This is a genomic window from Lacrimispora sp., assembly GCF_047605665.1.
Taxonomy (GTDB): Bacteria; Bacillota; Clostridia; order Lachnospirales; family Lachnospiraceae; genus Lacrimispora.
In genome coordinates, this window is sequence record NZ_JASGFH010000018.1 from 48,956 (window position 1) to 68,829 (window position 19,874).

17 protein-coding genes are annotated in these 19,874 nt (G+C 45.3%); 4 read left to right on the top strand and 13 right to left on the bottom strand.

Annotation, left to right across the window (positions count from 1 at the left end):
* Positions 1–28: 28 nt before the first annotated feature.
* From QM657_RS14780 to QM657_RS14810, 7 genes are all read right to left on the bottom strand, one after another.
* Complete coding sequence (locus tag QM657_RS14780) at positions 29–529, bottom strand: hypothetical protein (protein ID WP_415067469.1); 501 nt, start codon at positions 527–529, stop codon at positions 29–31.
* Positions 530–972: 443 nt separating this feature from the next.
* Positions 973–1,932 (bottom strand): threonine ammonia-lyase, encoded by a 960-nt coding sequence (locus QM657_RS14785; protein WP_415067470.1) that lies wholly within the window; start codon positions 1,930–1,932, stop codon positions 973–975.
* A 54-nt stretch (positions 1,933–1,986) separates the two neighbouring features.
* Positions 1,987–2,802 (bottom strand): carbon-nitrogen hydrolase family protein, encoded by an 816-nt coding sequence (locus QM657_RS14790; RefSeq protein ID WP_415067471.1) that lies wholly within the window; start codon positions 2,800–2,802, stop codon positions 1,987–1,989.
* A 185-nt stretch (positions 2,803–2,987) separates the two neighbouring features.
* Positions 2,988–4,070: a GGDEF domain-containing protein gene (locus tag QM657_RS14795; RefSeq protein WP_415067472.1), complete on the bottom strand. Its 1,083-nt coding sequence runs from the start codon at positions 4,068–4,070 to the stop codon at positions 2,988–2,990.
* Between the two features lie 485 nt (positions 4,071–4,555).
* Positions 4,556–5,926 carry a PQQ-dependent sugar dehydrogenase gene (locus QM657_RS14800; RefSeq protein WP_415067473.1) on the bottom strand — a complete coding sequence of 457 codons (1,371 nt, stop codon included), beginning with the start codon at positions 5,924–5,926 and terminating at the stop codon, positions 4,556–4,558.
* 74 nt (positions 5,927–6,000) lie between these two features.
* Positions 6,001–6,846: a 2-oxoacid:ferredoxin oxidoreductase subunit beta gene (locus QM657_RS14805; RefSeq protein WP_415067474.1), complete on the bottom strand. Its 846-nt coding sequence runs from the start codon at positions 6,844–6,846 to the stop codon at positions 6,001–6,003.
* Positions 6,847–8,514 carry a 2-oxoacid:acceptor oxidoreductase subunit alpha gene (locus QM657_RS14810; protein WP_415067475.1) on the bottom strand — a complete coding sequence of 556 codons (1,668 nt, stop codon included), beginning with the start codon at positions 8,512–8,514 and terminating at the stop codon, positions 6,847–6,849.
* Positions 8,515–8,916: 402 nt separating this feature from the next.
* On the opposite strand from QM657_RS14810, the gene QM657_RS14815 reads away from it, so the two are divergent.
* The 4 genes from QM657_RS14815 (at position 8,917) to QM657_RS14830 (ending at position 13,439) form a co-directional block, all read left to right on the top strand.
* Complete coding sequence (locus QM657_RS14815; RefSeq protein ID WP_415067476.1) at positions 8,917–9,543, top strand: TetR/AcrR family transcriptional regulator; 627 nt, start codon at positions 8,917–8,919, stop codon at positions 9,541–9,543.
* 14 nt (positions 9,544–9,557) lie between these two features.
* Positions 9,558–10,298: an ABC transporter ATP-binding protein gene (locus tag QM657_RS14820; RefSeq protein WP_415067477.1), complete on the top strand. Its 741-nt coding sequence runs from the start codon at positions 9,558–9,560 to the stop codon at positions 10,296–10,298.
* Complete coding sequence (locus QM657_RS14825; protein ID WP_415067478.1) at positions 10,295–11,878, top strand: ABC transporter permease; 1,584 nt, start codon at positions 10,295–10,297, stop codon at positions 11,876–11,878. Before QM657_RS14820 ends, QM657_RS14825 begins: the two co-directional genes overlap by 4 nt.
* 238 nt (positions 11,879–12,116) lie before the next feature.
* Entirely contained in the window at positions 12,117–13,439 is a 1,323-nt protein-coding gene (locus QM657_RS14830) for an APC family permease (RefSeq protein WP_415067479.1), read from the top strand.
* Between the two features lie 464 nt (positions 13,440–13,903).
* Here the strand turns inward: QM657_RS14830 and QM657_RS14835 are convergent, their stop codons facing one another.
* From QM657_RS14835 to QM657_RS14860, 6 genes are all read right to left on the bottom strand, one after another.
* Positions 13,904–14,986: a glycerol dehydrogenase gene (locus QM657_RS14835; RefSeq protein ID WP_415067480.1), complete on the bottom strand. Its 1,083-nt coding sequence runs from the start codon at positions 14,984–14,986 to the stop codon at positions 13,904–13,906.
* Between the two features lie 28 nt (positions 14,987–15,014).
* Positions 15,015–15,329 (bottom strand): PTS fructose-like transporter subunit IIB, encoded by a 315-nt coding sequence (locus tag QM657_RS14840; protein WP_415067481.1) that lies wholly within the window; start codon positions 15,327–15,329, stop codon positions 15,015–15,017.
* A 14-nt stretch (positions 15,330–15,343) separates the two neighbouring features.
* The gene (locus QM657_RS14845) at positions 15,344–16,405 is read right to left on the bottom strand and encodes a PTS fructose transporter subunit IIC (RefSeq protein WP_415067482.1); all 1,062 of its coding nucleotides are present in this window, start codon (positions 16,403–16,405) and stop codon (positions 15,344–15,346) included.
* Between the two features lie 10 nt (positions 16,406–16,415).
* Positions 16,416–16,862, bottom strand: a complete 447-nt coding sequence (locus tag QM657_RS14850; protein ID WP_415067483.1) for a PTS sugar transporter subunit IIA — start codon at positions 16,860–16,862, stop codon at positions 16,416–16,418.
* A 364-nt stretch (positions 16,863–17,226) separates the two neighbouring features.
* Positions 17,227–19,179, bottom strand: coding sequence for a BglG family transcription antiterminator (locus tag QM657_RS14855; RefSeq protein ID WP_415067484.1), 1,953 nt, complete (start codon positions 19,177–19,179; stop codon positions 17,227–17,229).
* Between the two features lie 9 nt (positions 19,180–19,188).
* The gene (locus tag QM657_RS14860; RefSeq protein ID WP_415067485.1) at positions 19,189–19,869 is read right to left on the bottom strand and encodes a fructose-6-phosphate aldolase; all 681 of its coding nucleotides are present in this window, start codon (positions 19,867–19,869) and stop codon (positions 19,189–19,191) included.
* Positions 19,870–19,874: the final 5 nt, after the last annotated feature.

The following is a 19,874-nucleotide window of genomic DNA, read 5'->3' on the forward strand; positions in this document are numbered from 1 at the left end:
CCCCCTTTAAATTGTAATATATTTTTTATTATATATCTAAATACCGATCAAGTTCGTTTATTCTGATGTTTGAAAAATCACTCACTTCTGACATTTGAAGTAAAAGAGCAGTAAAAGCTAACAGCTTAACTTGTAACTCTTTTAGCTCATACCTGAAAACTTCTTTATCGTGATCGCTTAAAACCTCATCACAAAAAATTCGATGCCATCTTGAAGTAAATGGCCTGAGACAAAGATTAAGCATACAAATCGATAACATTGAAAAGCTCTCCGCCTCACGCCCATATTCTTTCAATATATTTCTTGTAATATCGAATAATTTGTAAATACTTTCTAATGCTGTATGTTCACACCCCTGCATATCATGTAGTGGTTGGGTCGAAACTCTTGTAGATAACTCAATGAACAGCATCCATGAAGCAATCTTTGAAGCATCATTCTGTTTGAGTGTGGCTTCAAAAAAAGGCGTACAGATTGAAAACTCATCCATTTTAAACCCAAGTTTGCTTAATACTTCTTTAATCACCATAAATATCAATGCCCCCTTTAATAAATATAAAAATAATATTTTCATAATTTCTATAAATCTTTTAACTTTAATCTATATTTCAAATAAATATCTTATTATCTATTACTGCGTTCTTTTGAATAATATATCAATCCATACTCTTTATAAAATATTTGTATTGATTATAACATGGCAACGTTTATTTTTCGATGTCTAATTTTTCAAAAATAAAAGCCACCAAGACTAAAAACCTCAGCGTACTGAGAAGTTTAGTCTTGGCAGCTTTTTAGCAGAAACTGATATCTCCGTTTCCGCTTATCATTTTTCTATTTCCCTTTTTCTCCTATCTCAATGCAGCACAGCCGACAACCAGCATTTCTATCACCGGATCGGCAGATGTCTGCTAAAAGTATAAAGAGTGTTGTATCTGATCATTCCTGGAAAATTTTAATTAAAAAATGCTTTTATACTATAATTTTCTCCAACATTTTTAATTGTTCCAGCCCAACGTTCCCGCCAGATATGACAAAGCACACCTCGTCCGTCTCTTTTACAGGGATAAGCCCCTGCAATACTGCGCCGATGCCGATACAGGAAGACGGCTCTGCCAGCAGCTTTCCTTCCGTGAGCAAAAGTTTCATTCCCTTGAGGATATATTCCTCTTCCACTGCGGCAAAACCGTCGGTATTTGCCTGAACATAAGGAAAGCAGATTTTGCCGGGAATCTGCGCAACGAGAGCATCTGCAATGGTTGTTTGCTGAGGTACTGTAACAGGTTCTCCCGCTTCAAGGCTACGGCTGTATTTCGGTAAAACTGCCGGCTCCGCACCATAGACCTTCGTGCTGGGTGAAAGAGCCTTAATTGCAGTGGAAACGCCGCCAATCAGACCTCCGCCGCTCACCGGGACAATCACAGTATTTAATTGAGGACACTGCTCCAATATCTCCAGACCAACCGTTCCCTGACCTGCCATGATATTATCATCATTAAACGGAGGAATCATGACGGCTCCTGTTTCCTTTTGGAGGCGTTCGGCAACACGAAACCGCTCTGAAGTTTCACAAAATACCACTTCTGCACCAAGGGCGCGAATGGCATTTGACTTTATTTCCGGTGAGGTGTCAGGCATGACAATGGCTGCCTTGATGCCGAGCATCTTTGCTACGTATGCAAGTGCCCGCCCGTGGTTTCCGGAAGACGCTGCAAGAACTCCGCATGATAATTCTTTCTCTGTCATCATTAATATTTTATTCATTGCCCCGCGCAGCTTATATGCGCCGGTAACCTGCATGCATTCTGCTTTCGCATATACTTTACAGCCAAGATATGCGTCCAGATTCTGCAGCCGGAGAAGCGGAGTCTGAATGATATAAGGGGTAATACGGGTTCGGGCAAGTTGGATGTCCTGTATTGTTAACGGCATAGTTTTCCTCCTAATCTAAATCCAAATGATGTACTCTGTCTTTGACGCTATTTTCTATATTTTCTCCACTCTGTATAAATCCGTTCTTCTGGCGCTCAAAAGCGGTAATTGGCTTCGGATACTTTTGTTCATTTCCAGGTCAATATCGATTACAGCGGTTGCCGGTTTTTCGTCAGCACGGTAGACAATGTCTCCCCACGGTGATGCCACAATGGAATTTCCATATGAAATGTATGGACCGTTTTCATCCCTGGCAGGCGCCACGCCAATCGTATACAGTTGGTTATCAACTGCTCTCTGGCGGAATAAAAGTTCCCAATGGGCGGGGCCCGTTGTCATATTAAAAGCAGCGGGGGCAATGATTATCTGCACATCATTTAATGCCATAATCCTGCTCAGTTCAGGAAACCGCATGTCAAAACAGAGGCAAAGCCCTATTTTAGTGCCGAGAGCATCAAATACCGTGATGCTGTTTCCTGCCGAAAACACATCAGATTCTTTAAAGCACTGTCCGCCTTTGACATCAATGTCAAAAAGATGGATCTTTCTGTGCCTTGCTATTTCATTTCCAGCCGGGTCAAATACAAATGAAGTATTGAATATCCGGTTTCCATCTCTTTCCGGCATACTTCCGCCGACAAGAAATACACTGTTATTCTTCGCTGCGTCAGACAGCATTTTCCACGTCTCTTCCCCTGCCTGTTCCGCATAAACAGGAAAAGCCTCATTGGTATAAGGGCACATAAACATTTCAGGAAGTATGACCAGCTTTGCGCCCTGTCCGGTGCATTCGCAAATGCTCTCCGCCGCATATGAAAGGTTCTTTTCTTTTTCACTCGTGACTGGCATCTGTATCAATCCGATTTTCATAGGAACCTCCATCATATCTTTTTTAATCCTCTTTTCTCAATAAAATAAACAGGTAATCCGCTGATATAAATCAATATCAATATAAGAGAATTTCTTGTTATATTATCATTTCGACATACCTGCAAAGTGACTTTACCGGCTTTTTGCCTGCTTCTTCTCAGGCCCATACTTTTAAACCGTTTCAGCTATGCCTGTCCCTCTGCTCTGCACACTCTGTTTCGTCCCGTGCGTTTTGCCGTATAGGCGGCCTGATCCGCCCTGTCAATGACTTTTTCATAGTTGAGAATGGCTTCGTCACCGCAGTACGCTACGCCGATGCTGACCGTAATCTGGCATCCGTCTATATCCATGCTCTGCACAGCGATTCTCAGACTTTCCGCAATAGCGAGCAACTCCTGCTCGTTATATCCATAAGCCATGGCCACGAATTCCTCACCGCCATAGCGATAAAAGTGCAGCCGAAAATTCTGCATGAATTTCATCATAGTTTCACCGACGCGGCTTAAGCATATGTCACCGACAGTATGACCATATATGTCATTGAAGTTCTTGTAGTGATCAATATCCACCATAAGGACCCCGGATGGCTTTTTTGCATCCTCTGTTTCCAGAACCGCCAGAGTTTCAAATAATTTACGGCGGTTAAATAAACCGGTCAGCACATCCGTCTCTTTTTCAATGGTCAGCAGACGGCGTGCTTCATAGCTTTCCAAGCGAACCCATACCATGATATTGCCAAGAACACACCCAAGAATAGCAAAACCCAAGCTATTGATGGTGTCGCTAAGGGCATGCTGCGGCTTTAAGTAAAACGCAAAAAGTGTATGCAGCACAAACCAGAAAGTTACAAACAGGTTGATGTAAACAGGACGATCGATGAAACTGATCGGCACGATACAAAATGCGCACAACAGAACGGTTGCACGCATATGGGGCGAGTGAATCACGCTTAAGTAAACGGCGGACAGGAAGAAAGCAGAAAAGCCAATATATAGCCCCCAAAGGGTGTATTTTTTCATAACAGGCAGCCTGAACAGTAAAAATATCACAAAGTAGAGTGAGGCTGCCAGCAAATAGACTGGAACTGCAACGGTCTTAGGGGTGCGAAAAGGCACCAGTAACACCGGAAGCAGCATCAGCATCCCGCCCAGCCGCGTCAATACAGACAGAATTTTTTCATTATATTCTCCTATCGCTTTGCAGTTATCAGATGCAAGCTGCAAATAGGTTTTTTCCTGGCTCTCAAATGGATTCATCCATTTTTTCATATTCTCTCATCTCACCTTCAGGCAAATTAATACAATTCAATCCGGCCCTATTTGCCTTTTTACCATTATAGAACGACGACCCTTTTATGTAAATGTCTACCGGTGTAAACATTTTCATCGTACTAAATAAGAGCATCAAAATACCTCTCACGTACTTAACACTCCGCCTTTTTATCTGGATTTTCTGGTCATCATAATTTGATTTTTAATTATTCGTGATGGTCTTCATCATATACCAAAGTATAGCGGGAAGGTCTGTGATTGATAAAGCAGACTTCACATATGACTATATTTTACGCCCTCTATACCAGTACCGTTATACTCGTTCAAAGCATATCACAAAAAAAGAAATTAGTACAGTTGCAGGGGCTGTTTATTTAACACACATGAAATAAGCTTATGGTATAGCGGCTTATAACTTGAGGAACAAACGGACTTATCAAAGGTATTACCATACACTTTTTAAAAATGAAAAATACTGTTTTTCACGAAGCCGTCCTGGTCACTCTCCAGATAACACCCGTATTAGGAATAAATGCATCCGGGTCCCCCTGAACATTCAGTCCGATATCTACGATATACATTGCTCCGTCCGGGCCGAATAACAGATGAGCCAGTCTCTCAAGACCTCCTCCGTTTGACAAAGAGGACGGAAAACCCGTTCGATTGATGGCAAACGTGCTGATGGTCCTGGATTTCATATCAATTTTGGATATTCTGTGTCCTGCATTCGCATAAGATATGGTATCGCCGACCTGGCTGTGTATGGTGCTGCCATATTCAGCGATATACACATCCCCATAGGGACCGAATTGGGAATTATAGTTAAAGTCAAATCCCCTGATAGAGGAGTTGGGCGGAAACATCACAAAGGGCCTTGGGGGAATATTGGGCTGATTTTTAAAGAGAAGAGAAGGCTGTACACCCCCGCTGGGCGTAAAGCGCGGTGAATTCACGGGTTCGCCTCCGGAGTAATCCGGCCAGCCATACCATAAATTTGGTGTGATATAAAAAAAATCATCCGTGGCATTCTCAATAGGCCTGCTTCCCACCGCCTGATAGCCGTTATTGGCCACATATAACTGGCCGCTGGAGTCAAACTTTAAGTAAGCAGGATTTCTAAATCCCCATGCAACCTGTTCTAAATTGGAGCCGTCCAGATTTGCCCTGAGAATGCTTCCTGATGCCTTGATATACCGTTTTCTGATCTCGTACTCTATATTGGGAATGCCATAAGGAGAAAAAGCCCCCGTCAAGGCGATATCATCCCGCAAGCCCTCTGACAGCATATTGTTTGTTGCGAAGTTTTGCCCATGAAGCATGATGTAATCTCCTGTGTAATCACATAGAAGCGGGGAAACGGTTACCCACTTGTTGTCATTTCCAACGACACCGCTGTTAGTCACCGTTCCCTGCCCAAAATACATTTTATTATCCGGAGAAAAAGTGACCGGACTGTTGTAGTTGTCGCCGTTGCTGGGCAGTCCCATAATGATATTCTGCCTTGTACCATTCCTGTATATCTTTGTGATAAATCCTCTGTGGGATACATAGATCACGCCGTTTAAATAATTAATCCCTGATATGGGAGTAACAAAATCTTCTGCGACGGTTTCAAACTGGCCGTTGATCAACTGCAATATACGGGGATTTCCGGTAGCCAGACCGGAGTCAGCCACCAGGACCTCCCCGTTTTCATTAAAGACCATCCCAATCGGAGAATTTAAATTTTTTATAAATACTTCTATCTGATATCCTCTGATGATATAGATATCAGACGGATTCAAATACCTTTCTGTAAAACCGTCATCTTCATTGCAGGAGCTGATTCTTCTCCCATTACCGTTATAGAACATTGGCTCTATCCAGGAATTTTTATTACATTATATTACAGTTATGGAAAATAATGCAGCAAGCTCCCTCTATGTAACTATATAAAGCTGTTAATTAGGTCCTTAAGCACGCTTTCCTCTGTTTTTTGTTCTATCAGAGGCTGTCCGTCTTTTAAAAGCCTGTTTTTTCGGTGAAACTCCTGTTTTTCTTCCCGGTAAAGGATGCCGGTGGGGATTTTTTCGCTGACCTCCATTGACATTTTAATGGCTTCCAGCTTATTTGTGGGGTCATAATCGTCTCCGAGAGGCGCTGCCATATTCTTATAGTAGGCAAAGGTATTGACTTTGTTGAAGCTGATACAGGGCTGCAGGATATCCACAAATGCATATCCCGGATAAAGGATGGCCTCCTTCATGATGCTCACCAACTGCTTTGAATCACCGCTGAATCCTCTGGCAACAAATCCCGCTCCCGAAGCAATGGCCAGGAGCACCGGATTTAAGGGCGTATTTATATTGCCGTCGGTCTGAACTCCCGTGACAAATCCTTCCCCGCTGGTGGGTGATGCCTGTCCCTTGGTCAGGCCGTATATCTGATTGTCATGAACAAAATGTGCGATATTGACATTCCTTCTTATGTTGTGAATAAAGTGGTTGCCTCCTTCGCCGTAAGAATCTCCGTCTCCGGAATTTACTATAACCGTGAGCTTTTCATTGGCTATTTTTGCGGCAATCGCAGCCGGAAGGGCTCTTCCATGGAGCCCGCAGAAGCTGTTGGCGCTTAAATACTGAGGTGTTTTTGCTGCCTGGCCGATTCCTGCTACCATCAGCACTTCATTAGGCTCTATGCCCAGCTCCTCCAACGCCGTTTTCAGGCTGTTTAATATGGAGAAATTTCCGCACCCCGGACACCAGGCTGTTTCATAAGTTGTGAATTTATCCATCTACTTGGAACCTCCTTCCAGCACATGCTTTACAATTTCTTCTCCGGATATCTGTCTGCCGTCATACTTCAAAATACTTTTGTGGCATTCTATGCCTGTCTGCTCCCTTATAAGGGAAGCAAGCTGGCCTGTGGCGTTTTGTTCTACATTAATTAAGGTCCTGCCCTTTGCATAAGTTTTCAGTTTTTCCTGAGGAAGGGGGTAAATGTCTCCGAAAACCAAAGCCCCATAGCTTCCATTTCCAGCTTTATTCAGAAGGGATACGGCTTCTTTGATAGGACCATAAGTAGAACCCCAGCCCAGGAGGAGAGTTTCACACTGCTCTTCTCCCATAAACTCCGGCTCTGACAGCTCCTGGATAAGCCCTTTTAATTTTCTCATCCTCTTATCCACCATTTGATTCCTGACCTCTGCCGATTCCGTTATCCAGCCTCTTTCATCATGCTCATCACTGTCAGCAGCCACAAGATGGCTGGTCAGCCCCGGAATAAGTCTGGGAGAAATACCGTCTTCTGTTATCCGGTAACGCAGATACTCACCTTCCGCTTCCCTGGCATGGGTGATCAGCTCCAGACCGGAGGTGTCAAAGGGCTTCACACTGGCCGTCGTATCGCCAAGATACTGATCACTGAGCAGTATGACAGGAATCTGGTATTTTTCCGCCAGATTAAGCGCCCGGAAAGTCTGGTAAAAAGCATCCTCATGATTTCTCAAGGCTATGACCAGCCTGGGAAATTCTCCCTGTGATGCAGAAATGACGAACTTTAAATCACTTTGCTCTGTTCTTGTGGGAAGACCGGTTGCCGGACCGGGCCTCTGCACATCCACGGCCACCAGCGGAATCTCCGCAATACCGGAAAATCCCAGCGCCTCCACTTTTAAGCAGAAACCGCCTCCGCTGGTCCCGGTCATGGCTCTGGCTCCTGCATAGGAAGCCCCTAATGCCATGTTGACTGCGGCGATCTCATCTTCTGCCTGCTCCACCACGATCCCTGCCTCATGTCCCACCGAAGCCAGATATTCCAGAACAGCCGTAGAAGGAGACATGGGATAAGCGGAGTAAAACTTAAGCCCTCCGGCTACCGCCCCAAGTCCCAGGGCCTTGCTGCCTGAAATGAGCATATAATCCTTATATTCGCCATCCAGATGCTTAAATTTCGCTTCAACGAATGTGTAGCCTGCTTCAGCCGCTTTTGTATTGACCTCCAGGATTTCTTTCTTCATGACACCGGCCATGACTTCTCCTGCATATGTAAATGGCTCGCCAAAGAGCTTCAATACCGCGCCTGCTGCCACGCTGCCGGAAGCATTCACGTTCCCCAGTTCTTTGGCTATTTTATTCATAGGCAGCTTAATGACTCTGGAATCCTCATCCGGATAGGCAAAGCTGCTGTCACATAATATAAATCCTTCGGACGTCAGTTTATGCTTATGCAAATCAATGGTTTCCTCATTTAAGGCAATGATCCCATCCAAAACATCGCTGTGGGACGTTATTTCCTCGGTACCAAAACGAAGCAGGGAAAAATTGTGCCCACCGCGCACGCGGGACATGAAATCTCTGGTGGTGTAAATATAGTAGCCGGAATGCTTCAGCAGCTTTTCCAGAATTGCGACCGTGGTGTCAATGCCCTGTCCGGCAGCACCGCCAATCAGTATATTATACATAGACTTTCCTCCTTTTGAATTTTTCCTAATTATACCCTATTTTTACATTGTTTTCAATATTCCCCTTTATACGTTCCAAATATTTGCATTAAGCTTTTTAATTCTTTGTTTATTTCAACAAAATGTTTAAAAATCAGCGATTAACAGATCAATCAACGGACCAGTGGGGAGTATTTTTCTTTTATTCATTAGGATTATAGGATTTCTGGCGCCCTGATATAATAGATATTTTTAAATTTATATTCTGAAATGGCAATTCTAAAATATGAGAAATATTTGACTTGTGATTACTCCATCAATTTTTTGTAATTGCCAGAAGCTGGATATTGACCAGCCTGGTCGGTTGTGTTATATTGATATTACCGACCAATCCGGTCAATTTATATAAGGAGCGTGGTAACGATGCACGAAAACTTTATTGGACTAAAAGAAGAAAAGCGGGACATTATCATAAATTCGGCCCTGCTGGAATTTGCTGCAAAAGGTTATGATCTGGCTTCCACCAACGAAATGGTAAAGGCGGCAGGCATCTCAAAAGGAGCTCTGTTCCACTACTTTGTGAGCAAGAAAGATTTGTTCTTCTTCCTTTGTGACTATGTATTTGAGGTTGTCAGCAGGGAATTTTACGAGCAGATTGGCTATTGCAGCGGCGACCTGCTCATTCGTTATCGCCGGGCCGCCATGCTTAAGGGAGCGGTTTATCAGCGTCACCCCCCGATGTTCGAGTTTATCAAGCGGCTGACCGTGGAAAAGTCACCCGAAATCGCTGCCGATCTGAAAGAGCTGCTTGAAAAAATGATAAGTTATGGCTACGAATGTCTGCTGGGCAATTTAGATACATCTCTGTTCCGGCAGGACGTACCGGCCAACAAAATTCGAGACCTCATCTCCTGGGCGCTGGAGAACTACGGCAACCGTTCACTCGAATTAATCGGAGAGAAAAAGGTGGCAGACATCGACATTGAGGCCCTCAATGCTGACTTTGACGAGTATCTGGACGTGCTGCGCAAATGTTTCTATAAACAGTAAAGGAGGGAAATGATATGTCCGCTATCGAAATACATGGCTTAATCAAGCAGTTTGGCAAGACCTCCGCCCTGAATGGCCTTGATCTTTCCGTACCCCAGGGCAGTATTTACGGCTTTATCGGCCCCAACGGTGCAGGAAAATCCACTACCATCCGTATTTTGCTTGGCTTGCTGAAAAAGAACGACGGACAGGTAAAACTGCTTGGCGGCGACCCTTGGCGGGATGCGGTGGAACTGCACAAACGTTTGGCTTATGTGCCCAGCGATGTACAGCTCTGGGATAACATGACCGGCGGTGAGGTCATCGATTTTCTCGGCCGGATGCGGGGTAACTACTCCAGGGAGCGCCGGATGCAGTTTATTGAACGGTTCGATCTCGATCCCACAAAAAAATGCAAGACCTACTCCAAAGGCAACCGCCAGAAAGTGGCGCTGATCTCAGCTTTTGTATCCGATGTGGAGCTGCTTATCCTAGATGAGCCCACAACTGGTCTTGATCCACTGATGGAGGGCATATTCCAGCAGTGCGTCAAGGAGATGCAGGATGCTGGAAAGACTGTATTTCTCTCCAGCCACATTCTTTCGGAGGTGGAAGCCGTTTGCGACCAAATCGGCGTCATCCGCGGAGGGAAAATGATCAAAGAATGCAGTATGGAAGAACTGAAAGCACTCATCCATCAACAAGAACCGCCTACATTGGAAGCATTATTTATGAACTACTACAAGAGGGATTGTGAAAGGGGGCGATTAACGTGAAGAAATATTTTCACGGCACACTTTCTCTTACCAAGCTATACCTGCGGCAAAACCGCATCTTCACACTTGTCTGGCTTCTGCTGCCCGGAGTATGGGTGGCCATTAACACCATATCGTCACTAGTGCTGTTCCCTACGCAGAACGCGTTGACAGAGATGGGTGTCAGTCTCATTGATCCATTGACAAATGCCATGCACGGGCCGTTGCTGGATATTTCAGTGGCCGGATTTATCACTTGGCGTACCAAAGTGTTTTTAGTGCTGTTAGGCGGGATTTTCAGCATGATCCACATGATTCGCCACACCCGGCTGTCCGAAGAACAAGGCACGCGGGAGCTGCTGGAAGCCAATGTTACCGGCAGCCTTGCAACCTTGACGGCGGCATTTTTAAATATGATCATCACGAACGCCATCGCGGCGGTGCTGACCATATTTGCAATGGTTGCACTCGGTTTGGAGGTTATTGGTTCACTGGCCCACTGCCTGGGCTTCTTTGCTTCTGCCTCTGTGTTGGGGATTCTGGCAGGAACAGCCGCGCAGTTCTTTGTAAGTGCCACGGCGGCACGGGGGATGTCCTTTGGACTGCTGGGAGCACTGTTTGGCCTGCATATTATGTGGAATGTGAGCGGCGGACAAAATCTTCTCGCTTACTTCAATCCGCTGGAATGGCCGTTGTTGGTACGGCCTTTTGCCGGAGAGCATTTCATAGTGCTTTTGATTCCGCTTGTGTTGGGTGCGGCGCTGGCGGCCCTGTCTATGTGGTTGATGATGCATCGGGATGTTGGCGCGGGACTTGTACCCCAACGGACGGGCAGAGCTTTTGCAAAGCCGGGGCTTTGTAATCTTAGTGGTCTTGCCTGGCGTACGCAAAAGAGTCTGTTTCTCGCATGGTTTTGCTTTTACGGAATCTTTTCCTTCGCCATGGGCTACGCCAGTTACTTGATGGTGAACGCCGTCAGCTCAGCAGAAGCTCTGACAAGTCTGATTGAGCGGCTGGGCGGTATAAACCGGGCGTTTTTATCTCTTATGTTGTATATTTTCGGGATGCTCATCTCTATCTATGTGATGATGTCGGCAGGTATTCTTCGCCGGGAAGAGTCAGCAAAAGGCGAAACATTATTATCTTTGCCAGTACAGCGGGAAAGGCTGGTCCAGAGCCATATGGTCTACATCTTCGGTGGTTCGGCGGCTATTATGCTGATGTCTGGATTCTGCGCTGGCTTAGGTGCGGTAATCGGTACTGGGGATGGCACAGCACTTTCCAGGCTTTTCTTTGAAATGGCAGGGATGATTCCGGCAATCTGGACTATTGGCGGTATCGCCCTGTTGCTTTTCGGTACGCTGCCAAGATGGATGAGCGGAATCAGTTATGGCGTGCTCACTCTGTTTCTCCTTATGGAGATCTTCTGGGAGCAGCAACAGCTTCCCGAAGTACTCTACGCTTTTTCCCCTTTCTCCTGGATTACACCGTTGAAAGCAGTGCAGCCAATGATCGCGCCGCCGGCACTGTGTGTTGTGACAATCATACTGGCTGGAATTGGGATTGTTCTGTTTCGCAGAAGAGACGCAGCCCATCAGTGAAGAAATGCAGCGAAATGCCGTTGATGAGTCTTAAAATACAGTGAGTAAAATAAGAATAAGGGATTAATACTCATGATTAATGGAAATTATGGGGTTGACCGGTTCCTTGTAAATAAGCCGTATTTTCCACATCCTGCACACTATATCCAGATATTGACAAACATTCAGACGGTCACTATAATGGAGATATTTGCAGGCGGGCCGCATAGAGCCACGCCGAAAGGAGCAGACAATTACCATGGACAATAATCAAGGCCTCAAAAAAAATCTGGGTGTTGCAACAGCGATGTCAATCGTGGTGGGATGTGTCATCGGTGCGGGCGTATTTTTCAAGCCCTACGCCATCTATCAGGCAACCGGCGGCGCTCCCGGTATGGGTATGCTGGCGTGGATTTTCGGCGGTATCGCCAGCATCCTGGCGGCACTCACCTTCGCCGAAGTGGCGGTGCTGATCCCCCGAACCGGCGGCATGGTGGCATATCTGGGCGAAGTATACAATGAAAAGATTGGTTTCCTTGCCGGGTGGATGCAGACGGTGATCTTCTATCCTGCCTTCCTCGCCGGATACGGGGTGAAGGTCGGTTCGGAACTCAGTGAATTCATCGGCAAGCAGTACGCTCTGCCGGTGGCGATGGCGGTGATCATCGTTTTGGTGGCGCTGAACACACTGGGCGCCAAAACCGCGGGGGGTATTCAGGTTGTCTCCACGGTCTGCAAACTGATCCCGCTGTTTTTACTGATGATCTTCGGCTTTCTTGTCGGAAGCGGAGAAAATCCCATTTTCATGCCCATGGTGGCGGAAGGGAAAAATGCAGGCGCGGTGCTCGGCTCCACCCTTCTGGCAGTGCTCTTTGCGTTCGAAGGCTGGACTAACGTCGGCGCCATAGCAGGCGAGATGAAAAATCCCGGACGCGATCTGCCGCTGGCAATCGTGGGCGGCGTATCCATTATCATGGCAGTGTATTTCGTCATCAATATGGCATATCTGTGGGTACTGCCTGCCGATCAGCTCATGTATCTGGAATCACCCGCCTCGGCTGTGGCAATGCAAGTCTTCGGGCCTACGGGTGGTCTACTGATTAAAATCGGTATCATCATCTCGGTACTCGGCGCGGCCAACGGATTTTTGATGTCCGGCTCACGGGTGGTGTACCTGCTCGCTCTCCAGAAAACCCTGCCCTTCAGTAAGGGCCTGGCTCAGTTAAACGGTAATCAGGTCCCTGCCAACTCGATCATTCTCGTTGGTTTCCTGGCATGTCTCTATTCTTTAAGCGGTAAATTTGACATGCTGACCGATCTGGCGGTATTCTCCTGCTGGATTTTCTACACCCTGACCTTTGCCTGCGTGATGAAGCTGCGCCGGACAAAGCCTGACCTGGACCGGAAGTACAAGGTCCCGTTTTATCCTGTAATTCCCGTGCTTGCCATTTTAAGCGGCATTTACGTGATCGTGAGCCAGTTATTCATGTCCGGCCCAAGTGCGCGGATGCTCTCTTTGGGCAGTATCGCCATCACGCTGGCCGGTCTGCCAGCCTACATTGCTGTGAAGAAACGGCATTGATGCATATTAATGGGACACAAGCGGTATGGACTGCCGCTTGTGTTTTTTTGGTAAAAATATAATTCTTCTTTTCAACGGACGATATAACATCATCACAGAACTGAGAAAAATTGAAGATGTAAAATTATGCACCAAAATAGTTTATAACTTTATTAAAAGTTCTTTTTATAAAATATAAATATTATACTATTACTTTCACTGAGTATTTCTCTGAAACTTTCCGAAATTTGAGAAAGTAAAGGAGATTTTACTTAAAACTCCCTTATAATAAAAAATTGTAAAAAAGCCATAGTCCCAAAACTCAGCAGGACTATGGCTTTATGAGGCTACAGTAATAGGTCGCTTTTATAAAACCTCTGTTGTTAAATAACTCCTTCTGCAATACATATTCGACTTCGTGTCTATCTATTTGATATACTCCCCTATTCAAAAAACAGACTCTTGTCTTTTAAAACAATCGGCTTTTACATTGATCCCAGACGATCCGCTGCCTTCATAGCCGCCAGTACATCTTCCGGAGTCACTTCAAAAGGCATGTTTCCCATGGTATCATTTTCCCCGCAACTGGCTGTTGCTGCAGCCAGTAACTTTTCATCTCCCACCTGATCAATTCCAAGATCTTTAAAATTTGTGGGAAGTCCAATCTCTTTACAGAAACGGATTACTTTCTGAAGTTCTTCCAAAGGCCGATTTTCCAAAACCATCTGTGTCAAGGTTCCAAATGCCACTTTCTCCCCGTGCAGCATATGATGACACTCCTCCAGAACAGTCAGTCCGTTGTGAACTGCATGTGAGGCAGACAAGCCTCCGCTTTCAAAGCCAATTCCACTCAAATAAGTATTAGCTTCCACAATATTCTCAACTGCCTGGGTGCAAATTTTGGCTTCCACCGCAAGTTTAGCCTTTAAGCCCTCTTCAAACAATGTATTCCTGCACAACTCTGCCAAAGCCATGGCTGCCTTTGTTACATGGCCTCCCGCCATAGATACTGCTCCTGCTTTTTCGCAGGCCGCCGCCTCATAATAAGTTGCAAGGGCATCCCCTATTCCTGCCGCAAGAAAACGGACAGGCGCCTTTGCAATAACTTCCGTATCCATAATGACCATCTCAGGATTGGAGGTAAGAGGAAGGTAAGACTCAAACTCCCCGTTTTCCTTATATATTACTGATAAGCGGCTGCAGGGAGCATCCGTAGATGCCGCAGTGGGCACGATCATAACCGGAATATGTGCATAATAGGAAACCGCCTTTGAAGCATCCAGGGTCTTTCCTCCGCCAATACCTATTACCACATCGCATTCCGCCAGACGTGATCCGTGGTGTTCAATTTCTTTTTTCGAACACTCTCCTCCAAATACTGAAATCTGGTATGGCATCTGTATATCTTCAAAGCTTTTTACAATTTCATCGTGATAAGTCTCATAAATAAACTTATCCACAATCATATAAGCGCCCTTTTGACCCAGTTTCTTATAATGCTCTGACAGGTTTTTCAATTCGCCTTTTCCCTGGATATAGCTGCCTGGAGAAGTAATAATTTTTCTCATTCCAAATCTCCTTCCACTTTATACCAGATTACTTTTTATCAACCATTGTCTCTATCTTGTTGAGAATCGCATCTGTTTTCTTAATGGCATCGCTGATACCAACTCTGGCAATCAGCTTTCCCTGGAACCGCTCCTCATTCTTAATAGGCATATCCTTTGTGAGAATGACTGCATCAGCATCCTTCACATCATCCGCTGTAATGGCATTTTCGATTCCAATGGAACCCTGCGTTTCCACTTTCACTTCCCAGCCCCTGTCCTTACACTTTTTTACAATGGCCTCTGCGGACATATAAGTATGGGCAACTCCGGACGGACACGCTGTCACTGCTAAAATTTTCATAAAAGCTTTCTCCTTTATTCAAATGAAATATCTACATCATCGTCATCAGCAGCTGTTTTTGTAACTTCTGCCGCATTCTTCTTAAATACAGCACACAAAACCACATACACACCTACACCTATTCCCATGGAAATCACATAGCCAATCCGGTTTTCAACCACCGGAAGAACAATCAGACCTCCCCAGGCAGCCCTGCTGCTCACGTTGATGGCATACGCAATGGCAGAAGCAATGGCACTGCTTATCATATTAATGGGAATCATGTGAAGGGGATCTGCACTGGTATAAGAAATCGCTCCCTCAGAAATTCCAACGGCTCCCATGGCAAGGGCTCCGATTCCAGCTTCTCTTTCCTCTTTTGTAAACTTCTTCTTTAAAATCAGGGAAGCAGTTCCTGCTCCCAAAGGCGGTACTGCAATGGCTATGGCACAGGGACCTGCATAAGAATAGATTCCCATTCCAATGGTAGCCACCATAAAACCGAATGCAACTTTATTGACAGGACCGCCAAGGTCAAAGGCTATCATGGCTCCAATGATCAATCCCAAAAAGACCTTGTTTCCTTCACTCATATTGGTAAGAAATGCTGTCATTCCATCCATAAGCCCTGCAATGGGAGTGCCGATAACGTACAGCATCATGAGTCCGGTGAGCAAAACGCTGACAACCGGTATGATGATGATGGACTTCAGTGACAGAATCGCCTTTGGCAGCGGTATCTTTTTTAAATAGTGGCAAAGAATTCCGGCAAACAATCCGGATATAATACCGCCTAAAAACCCAGCCCCGACTGCATTGGCAAGCACGCCTCCTGCAAGTCCGGGAGCAATACCCGGCCTGTCAGCAATGGATACCGCTATGTATGCAGAAAGTACGGGCACCATAAGTCCCAGGGCGCTCACTCCAATCTGCCACAGTTTTGCCGTAAAGCCAGTTTCAGGCACTGCGCCTTCACCTGCCAGCATAACAGCCACTGCCATCAGAATTCCCCCGCCTACAACCACTGGAAGCATGTAAGACACACCATTCATCAAATGTGCTCTTGTATTCTTTAATATTCCTGTTAATTCTTTCATCTTCTCCTCCTTATAACTCTCCTATCAGTCCTAAAACAGTTTCTTTGGTATCTGCGTTTAATAGTTCTTCTCTGAAGTCATCATAGATCAATTTACGGAACAAACCTGCCAGAATTTCCAGATGACGGTCTCCCTGTCCTTCTGCCGGAACAGCAACCTGGAACACCAGGCTCACCTCTTCTTCCTCACAATCCCAGCAAATCGGCTCACTCAGCCTGGCAAATGCCAGAGAGGGACACTTTACATGGTTTGATTTTGCATGGGGCGTAGCTGTCAGAAAACCTACACAAGTAGATGCCTGCCCCTCCCTTTTCAGTACATCCTGCTCATATCCATTCAAGTCCAGCAATCGCCCGTCTGCCCCCATCAGACAGGACATCTGTGAAATCACCTCCTCCTTATTTTTCGCAACCATATCAAACACGATGATTGCCTGTGACATTAACTCCTTTTCCATGGAAACCCTCCTTATGATTCATCTATCGTTTTTCTGGATAATCCCAGAATCAACGTGCCAACTATAATGCCGATCCCTGCTTCTGTAATGCCTGCCAACCCAATGATGAAGTTGGTCATGCCTGTGGCTCTCTGCTCTTTTGTGAACTTCGATTGTTTTCATTTCCTATTCCTTTCTCTTATTTCGGATTTATTTTTATTTTTCTTTATTTATTGATATCATTTTATTCTAACTTTGTATTATTTTCAATGCATGAATCTTTCCATTTTTGCATTAATACAACTGCATTTTTTATGATTGAAAGAGATAAACTCAAAAAAAGAGATAAAATCGGGGCTGCTCCCTTCATCTATCTCTTTTCCTGTCACTGCAGAATGGATATAATTTTTTCTTTTGTTCCCGCTATTCTGATCTGCTCCACGGTTTCCTCATTTCCGATCTTTTCATAAAACAAATTAAAAAATTTCCTGGTGACGTCTACATCATTGAAATTCAGCGCCAGAATAAAGATAATATCCACCGAACCATTTCCCCAGTCCATTTTATTTTTCAAACGTATGATAAAAACCGCCGGCTTTCTGACTGTATTTTCGATACCGTGAGGAATGGCCACACCGTTGCCTATTTCTGTTGAACTGATGGATTCCCGGTGAAGAACCTCCCTGCAGTATTCCTTTGTTACATAATTCTCCTTTTCCATGATGCTGCATCCCTGTTCAATCAAACGCTCTTTTGAAGCCGCTTCTGCATCCATCAGAATGAATTCCGGCCTCAGATAAGGGCAAAGAGAAAAGGGCTCCGGATGCCCCAAACGGCCCGTGTAAAGCTGGTTGACTGCCTTTTGCAGTTTTAGTACATCACGGTCACTGATAATCGGCGTCACATAGACCGTAGGGAGTTCGGTTTCATAGTCCGGTATTGTTGTAATGGCCAGACTACAGTCCAGGTGGCTGGTCTGACAGGCACAGTCCATGGGAAGAACAGCTATAACCTTAATCCAGGACACTCTCTGCTCAATTTTCTTTGCAGTCATTTCCGCCAGAAGAAGACTTCCCGCCCCAATGAGCACGGCTCTTATCTGCTTTTCCATTCGGATTAAGGCGCCGCCAACCAGAAGAGTCAGAAATGCAATTTCATGCTCCGACGGCATGTTCCCGGTCTCTTTCCGGATATAATTTCCCAAGGTGAAACACGTTGTAAAAATTGCACTGTAACTTTTTTTCACCTCTTCCAGAAACGGATTGCAGATTTCCAGTCCAAACTTTGTACGTATGATGCAGCGGTGCAAAAAAGACCCTAACCCGCTGTACAGGCACTCATCTTCGCCAAATTCCAATCCTGAAATATCCGATAAATACAGCAGAATCTGTCTGCTTATTTCGCATATGTCCTGAGAGGAAACCAGTAAAAATTCCCGTTTTTTCTCCTCCTCCGCCTGCTGGAACTCCGCTCCTGCCAGAATCAGACACAGATAATCCAGCTCTCCTGCCTTAAGCTCCGTTTCCATGGCCTGTTCCACATTTTTTGTCAATATCTTCACATATTCTGATAAAGATTTTTGTGGACAGGAAAATCCCAGTTCCCCATCCGGTATATATTTACCGGCATGAATCCTATTGTATTGAACACACAGATATTCTGCCATCATAATAAAGCTGTAATCTACAAAAATGACTCCTGCCTCTGTTTCAAACTGCTCTATGGCCCGGCAGATGCGCATGCATATTAAAGGACCGCAGTAAGCTTCCAGCATTGCAGCACTTAAGCCATCTAAACGCTTGTCATATACAGCCTGCTTTTCATCTTTTATCCTGCTTTTTTTCCAGTGCTCCCAGCTTATGATGGCGCGGCGGCGGTTCCATTCACTTCCCTCAATGGAAAGCTTCTTTTTGGACCTTCTTACCAGCGTCAGACCATACTCCTTAAACCAGGCTTCAACCGAATCCAGATCACTTCCGATCACATATTTGGAGGTGAACAGTTCCTCTGATAAAAGAGAAATGGTATAACTTTCCCAGCCCTCCAAAAGAATCTGTTTGATATAGCTGATCCGATATTCTCCGTCATAATAGGAAGGCTCCGACAAATCCCTCAACACAAAAGCATCTGCATCGGAAAGTTCCAGGTAAACGCCGCAGCCCCGTTTACTCACATAAACGATATGGTGGCGCCGGCAAAAATCACCGACTTCCTTTAAGTACATGCTCACAGACCGTTCTGACATGTTCAGGCAAACACCCAGCATTTTTACTGTAATTGGCTCTTTATTATTGATGACCAAAATCTTTAAAATGCGGATCGCCTTATCAGATAACATGAGAACCTCCTATTTGCAATTTTTCATGGTCACTCCGGTTCCGCAAAGAGCCTCAAAGTCTTTTGTGAAACCGGCCACAGCCATGGTAACAGAATCATTTTTAATCAGTCCCTCGATTACGTCAGGGGAAATGGTGGATGCCCCGATTCCGTATTCACAAAGTTCAAGGACCTGTTGGGAATTTTTAAAGCTTGCAGCCAATACCTCTGTCTTTAATCCGTTTTTCTTAAAAATATCATGAATGCTCTTGGCCGTCTTCACTCCGTTTGCCCCCAGATTATCAATCCGGTTCACATACGGAGCCGCATAATGAGCGCCTGCCTTACCTGCCAGAAATGCCTGCATCTGGGTATATATAGCGGTTGCTGTAATATTCGCGCCTTCTGCGCTTAAAGCCTTCATTGCCTTTAATCCTTCTGATGTGGCAGGTACTTTTACATAAGTATTTCTTCCCAATTCCTCCTGAATCTTATGGGCATCTTCCAGCATCCCTTCTGCAGTCTCAGCCGTCACCTGGACGTGAAGTTCCGCCTCTCCTCCGATGAACTCCCGAATCTCCCTCAGGGTCTCATAGGGCTGTCTTCCATTTTTGGCCAGTATGGAGGGATTGGTGGTAACACCGTCTATGGCAAATATACTGTAAAGTTCCTTGATCTTTTTGATATCCGCATCGTCAATAATTAATTTCATAATAA

What these genes read in the sequence shown, in the direction of transcription:
- QM657_RS14830 (WP_415067479.1), top strand. Translation starts at nt 12,117, where the DNA reads ATGGACAATAATCAAGGCCTCAAAAAAAATCTGGGTGTTGCAACAGCG.
- QM657_RS14845 (WP_415067482.1), bottom strand. Translation starts at nt 16,405, where the DNA reads ATGAAAGAATTAACAGGAATATTAAAGAATACAAGAGCACATTTGATG.
- QM657_RS14850 (WP_415067483.1), bottom strand. Translation starts at nt 16,862, where the DNA reads ATGGAAAAGGAGTTAATGTCACAGGCAATCATCGTGTTTGATATGGTT.
- QM657_RS14810 (WP_415067475.1), bottom strand. Translation starts at nt 8,514, where the DNA reads ATGTATAATATACTGATTGGCGGTGCTGCCGGACAGGGCATTGACACC.
- QM657_RS14840 (WP_415067481.1), bottom strand. Translation starts at nt 15,329, where the DNA reads ATGAAAATTTTAGCAGTGACAGCGTGTCCGTCCGGAGTTGCCCATACT.
- QM657_RS14780 (WP_415067469.1), bottom strand. Translation starts at nt 529, where the DNA reads ATGGTGATTAAAGAAGTATTAAGCAAACTTGGGTTTAAAATGGATGAG.
- QM657_RS14790 (WP_415067471.1), bottom strand. Translation starts at nt 2,802, where the DNA reads ATGAAAATCGGATTGATACAGATGCCAGTCACGAGTGAAAAAGAAAAG.
- QM657_RS14795 (WP_415067472.1), bottom strand. Translation starts at nt 4,070, where the DNA reads ATGAAAAAATGGATGAATCCATTTGAGAGCCAGGAAAAAACCTATTTG.
- QM657_RS14800 (WP_415067473.1), bottom strand. Translation starts at nt 5,926, where the DNA reads ATGTTCTATAACGGTAATGGGAGAAGAATCAGCTCCTGCAATGAAGAT.
- QM657_RS14805 (WP_415067474.1), bottom strand. Translation starts at nt 6,846, where the DNA reads ATGGATAAATTCACAACTTATGAAACAGCCTGGTGTCCGGGGTGCGGA.
- QM657_RS14785 (WP_415067470.1), bottom strand. Translation starts at nt 1,932, where the DNA reads ATGCCGTTAACAATACAGGACATCCAACTTGCCCGAACCCGTATTACC.
- QM657_RS14855 (WP_415067484.1), bottom strand. Translation starts at nt 19,179, where the DNA reads ATGTTATCTGATAAGGCGATCCGCATTTTAAAGATTTTGGTCATCAAT.
- QM657_RS14860 (WP_415067485.1), bottom strand. Translation starts at nt 19,869, where the DNA reads ATGAAATTAATTATTGACGATGCGGATATCAAAAAGATCAAGGAACTT.
- QM657_RS14820 (WP_415067477.1), top strand. Translation starts at nt 9,558, where the DNA reads ATGTCCGCTATCGAAATACATGGCTTAATCAAGCAGTTTGGCAAGACC.
- QM657_RS14835 (WP_415067480.1), bottom strand. Translation starts at nt 14,986, where the DNA reads ATGAGAAAAATTATTACTTCTCCAGGCAGCTATATCCAGGGAAAAGGC.
- QM657_RS14815 (WP_415067476.1), top strand. Translation starts at nt 8,917, where the DNA reads ATGCACGAAAACTTTATTGGACTAAAAGAAGAAAAGCGGGACATTATC.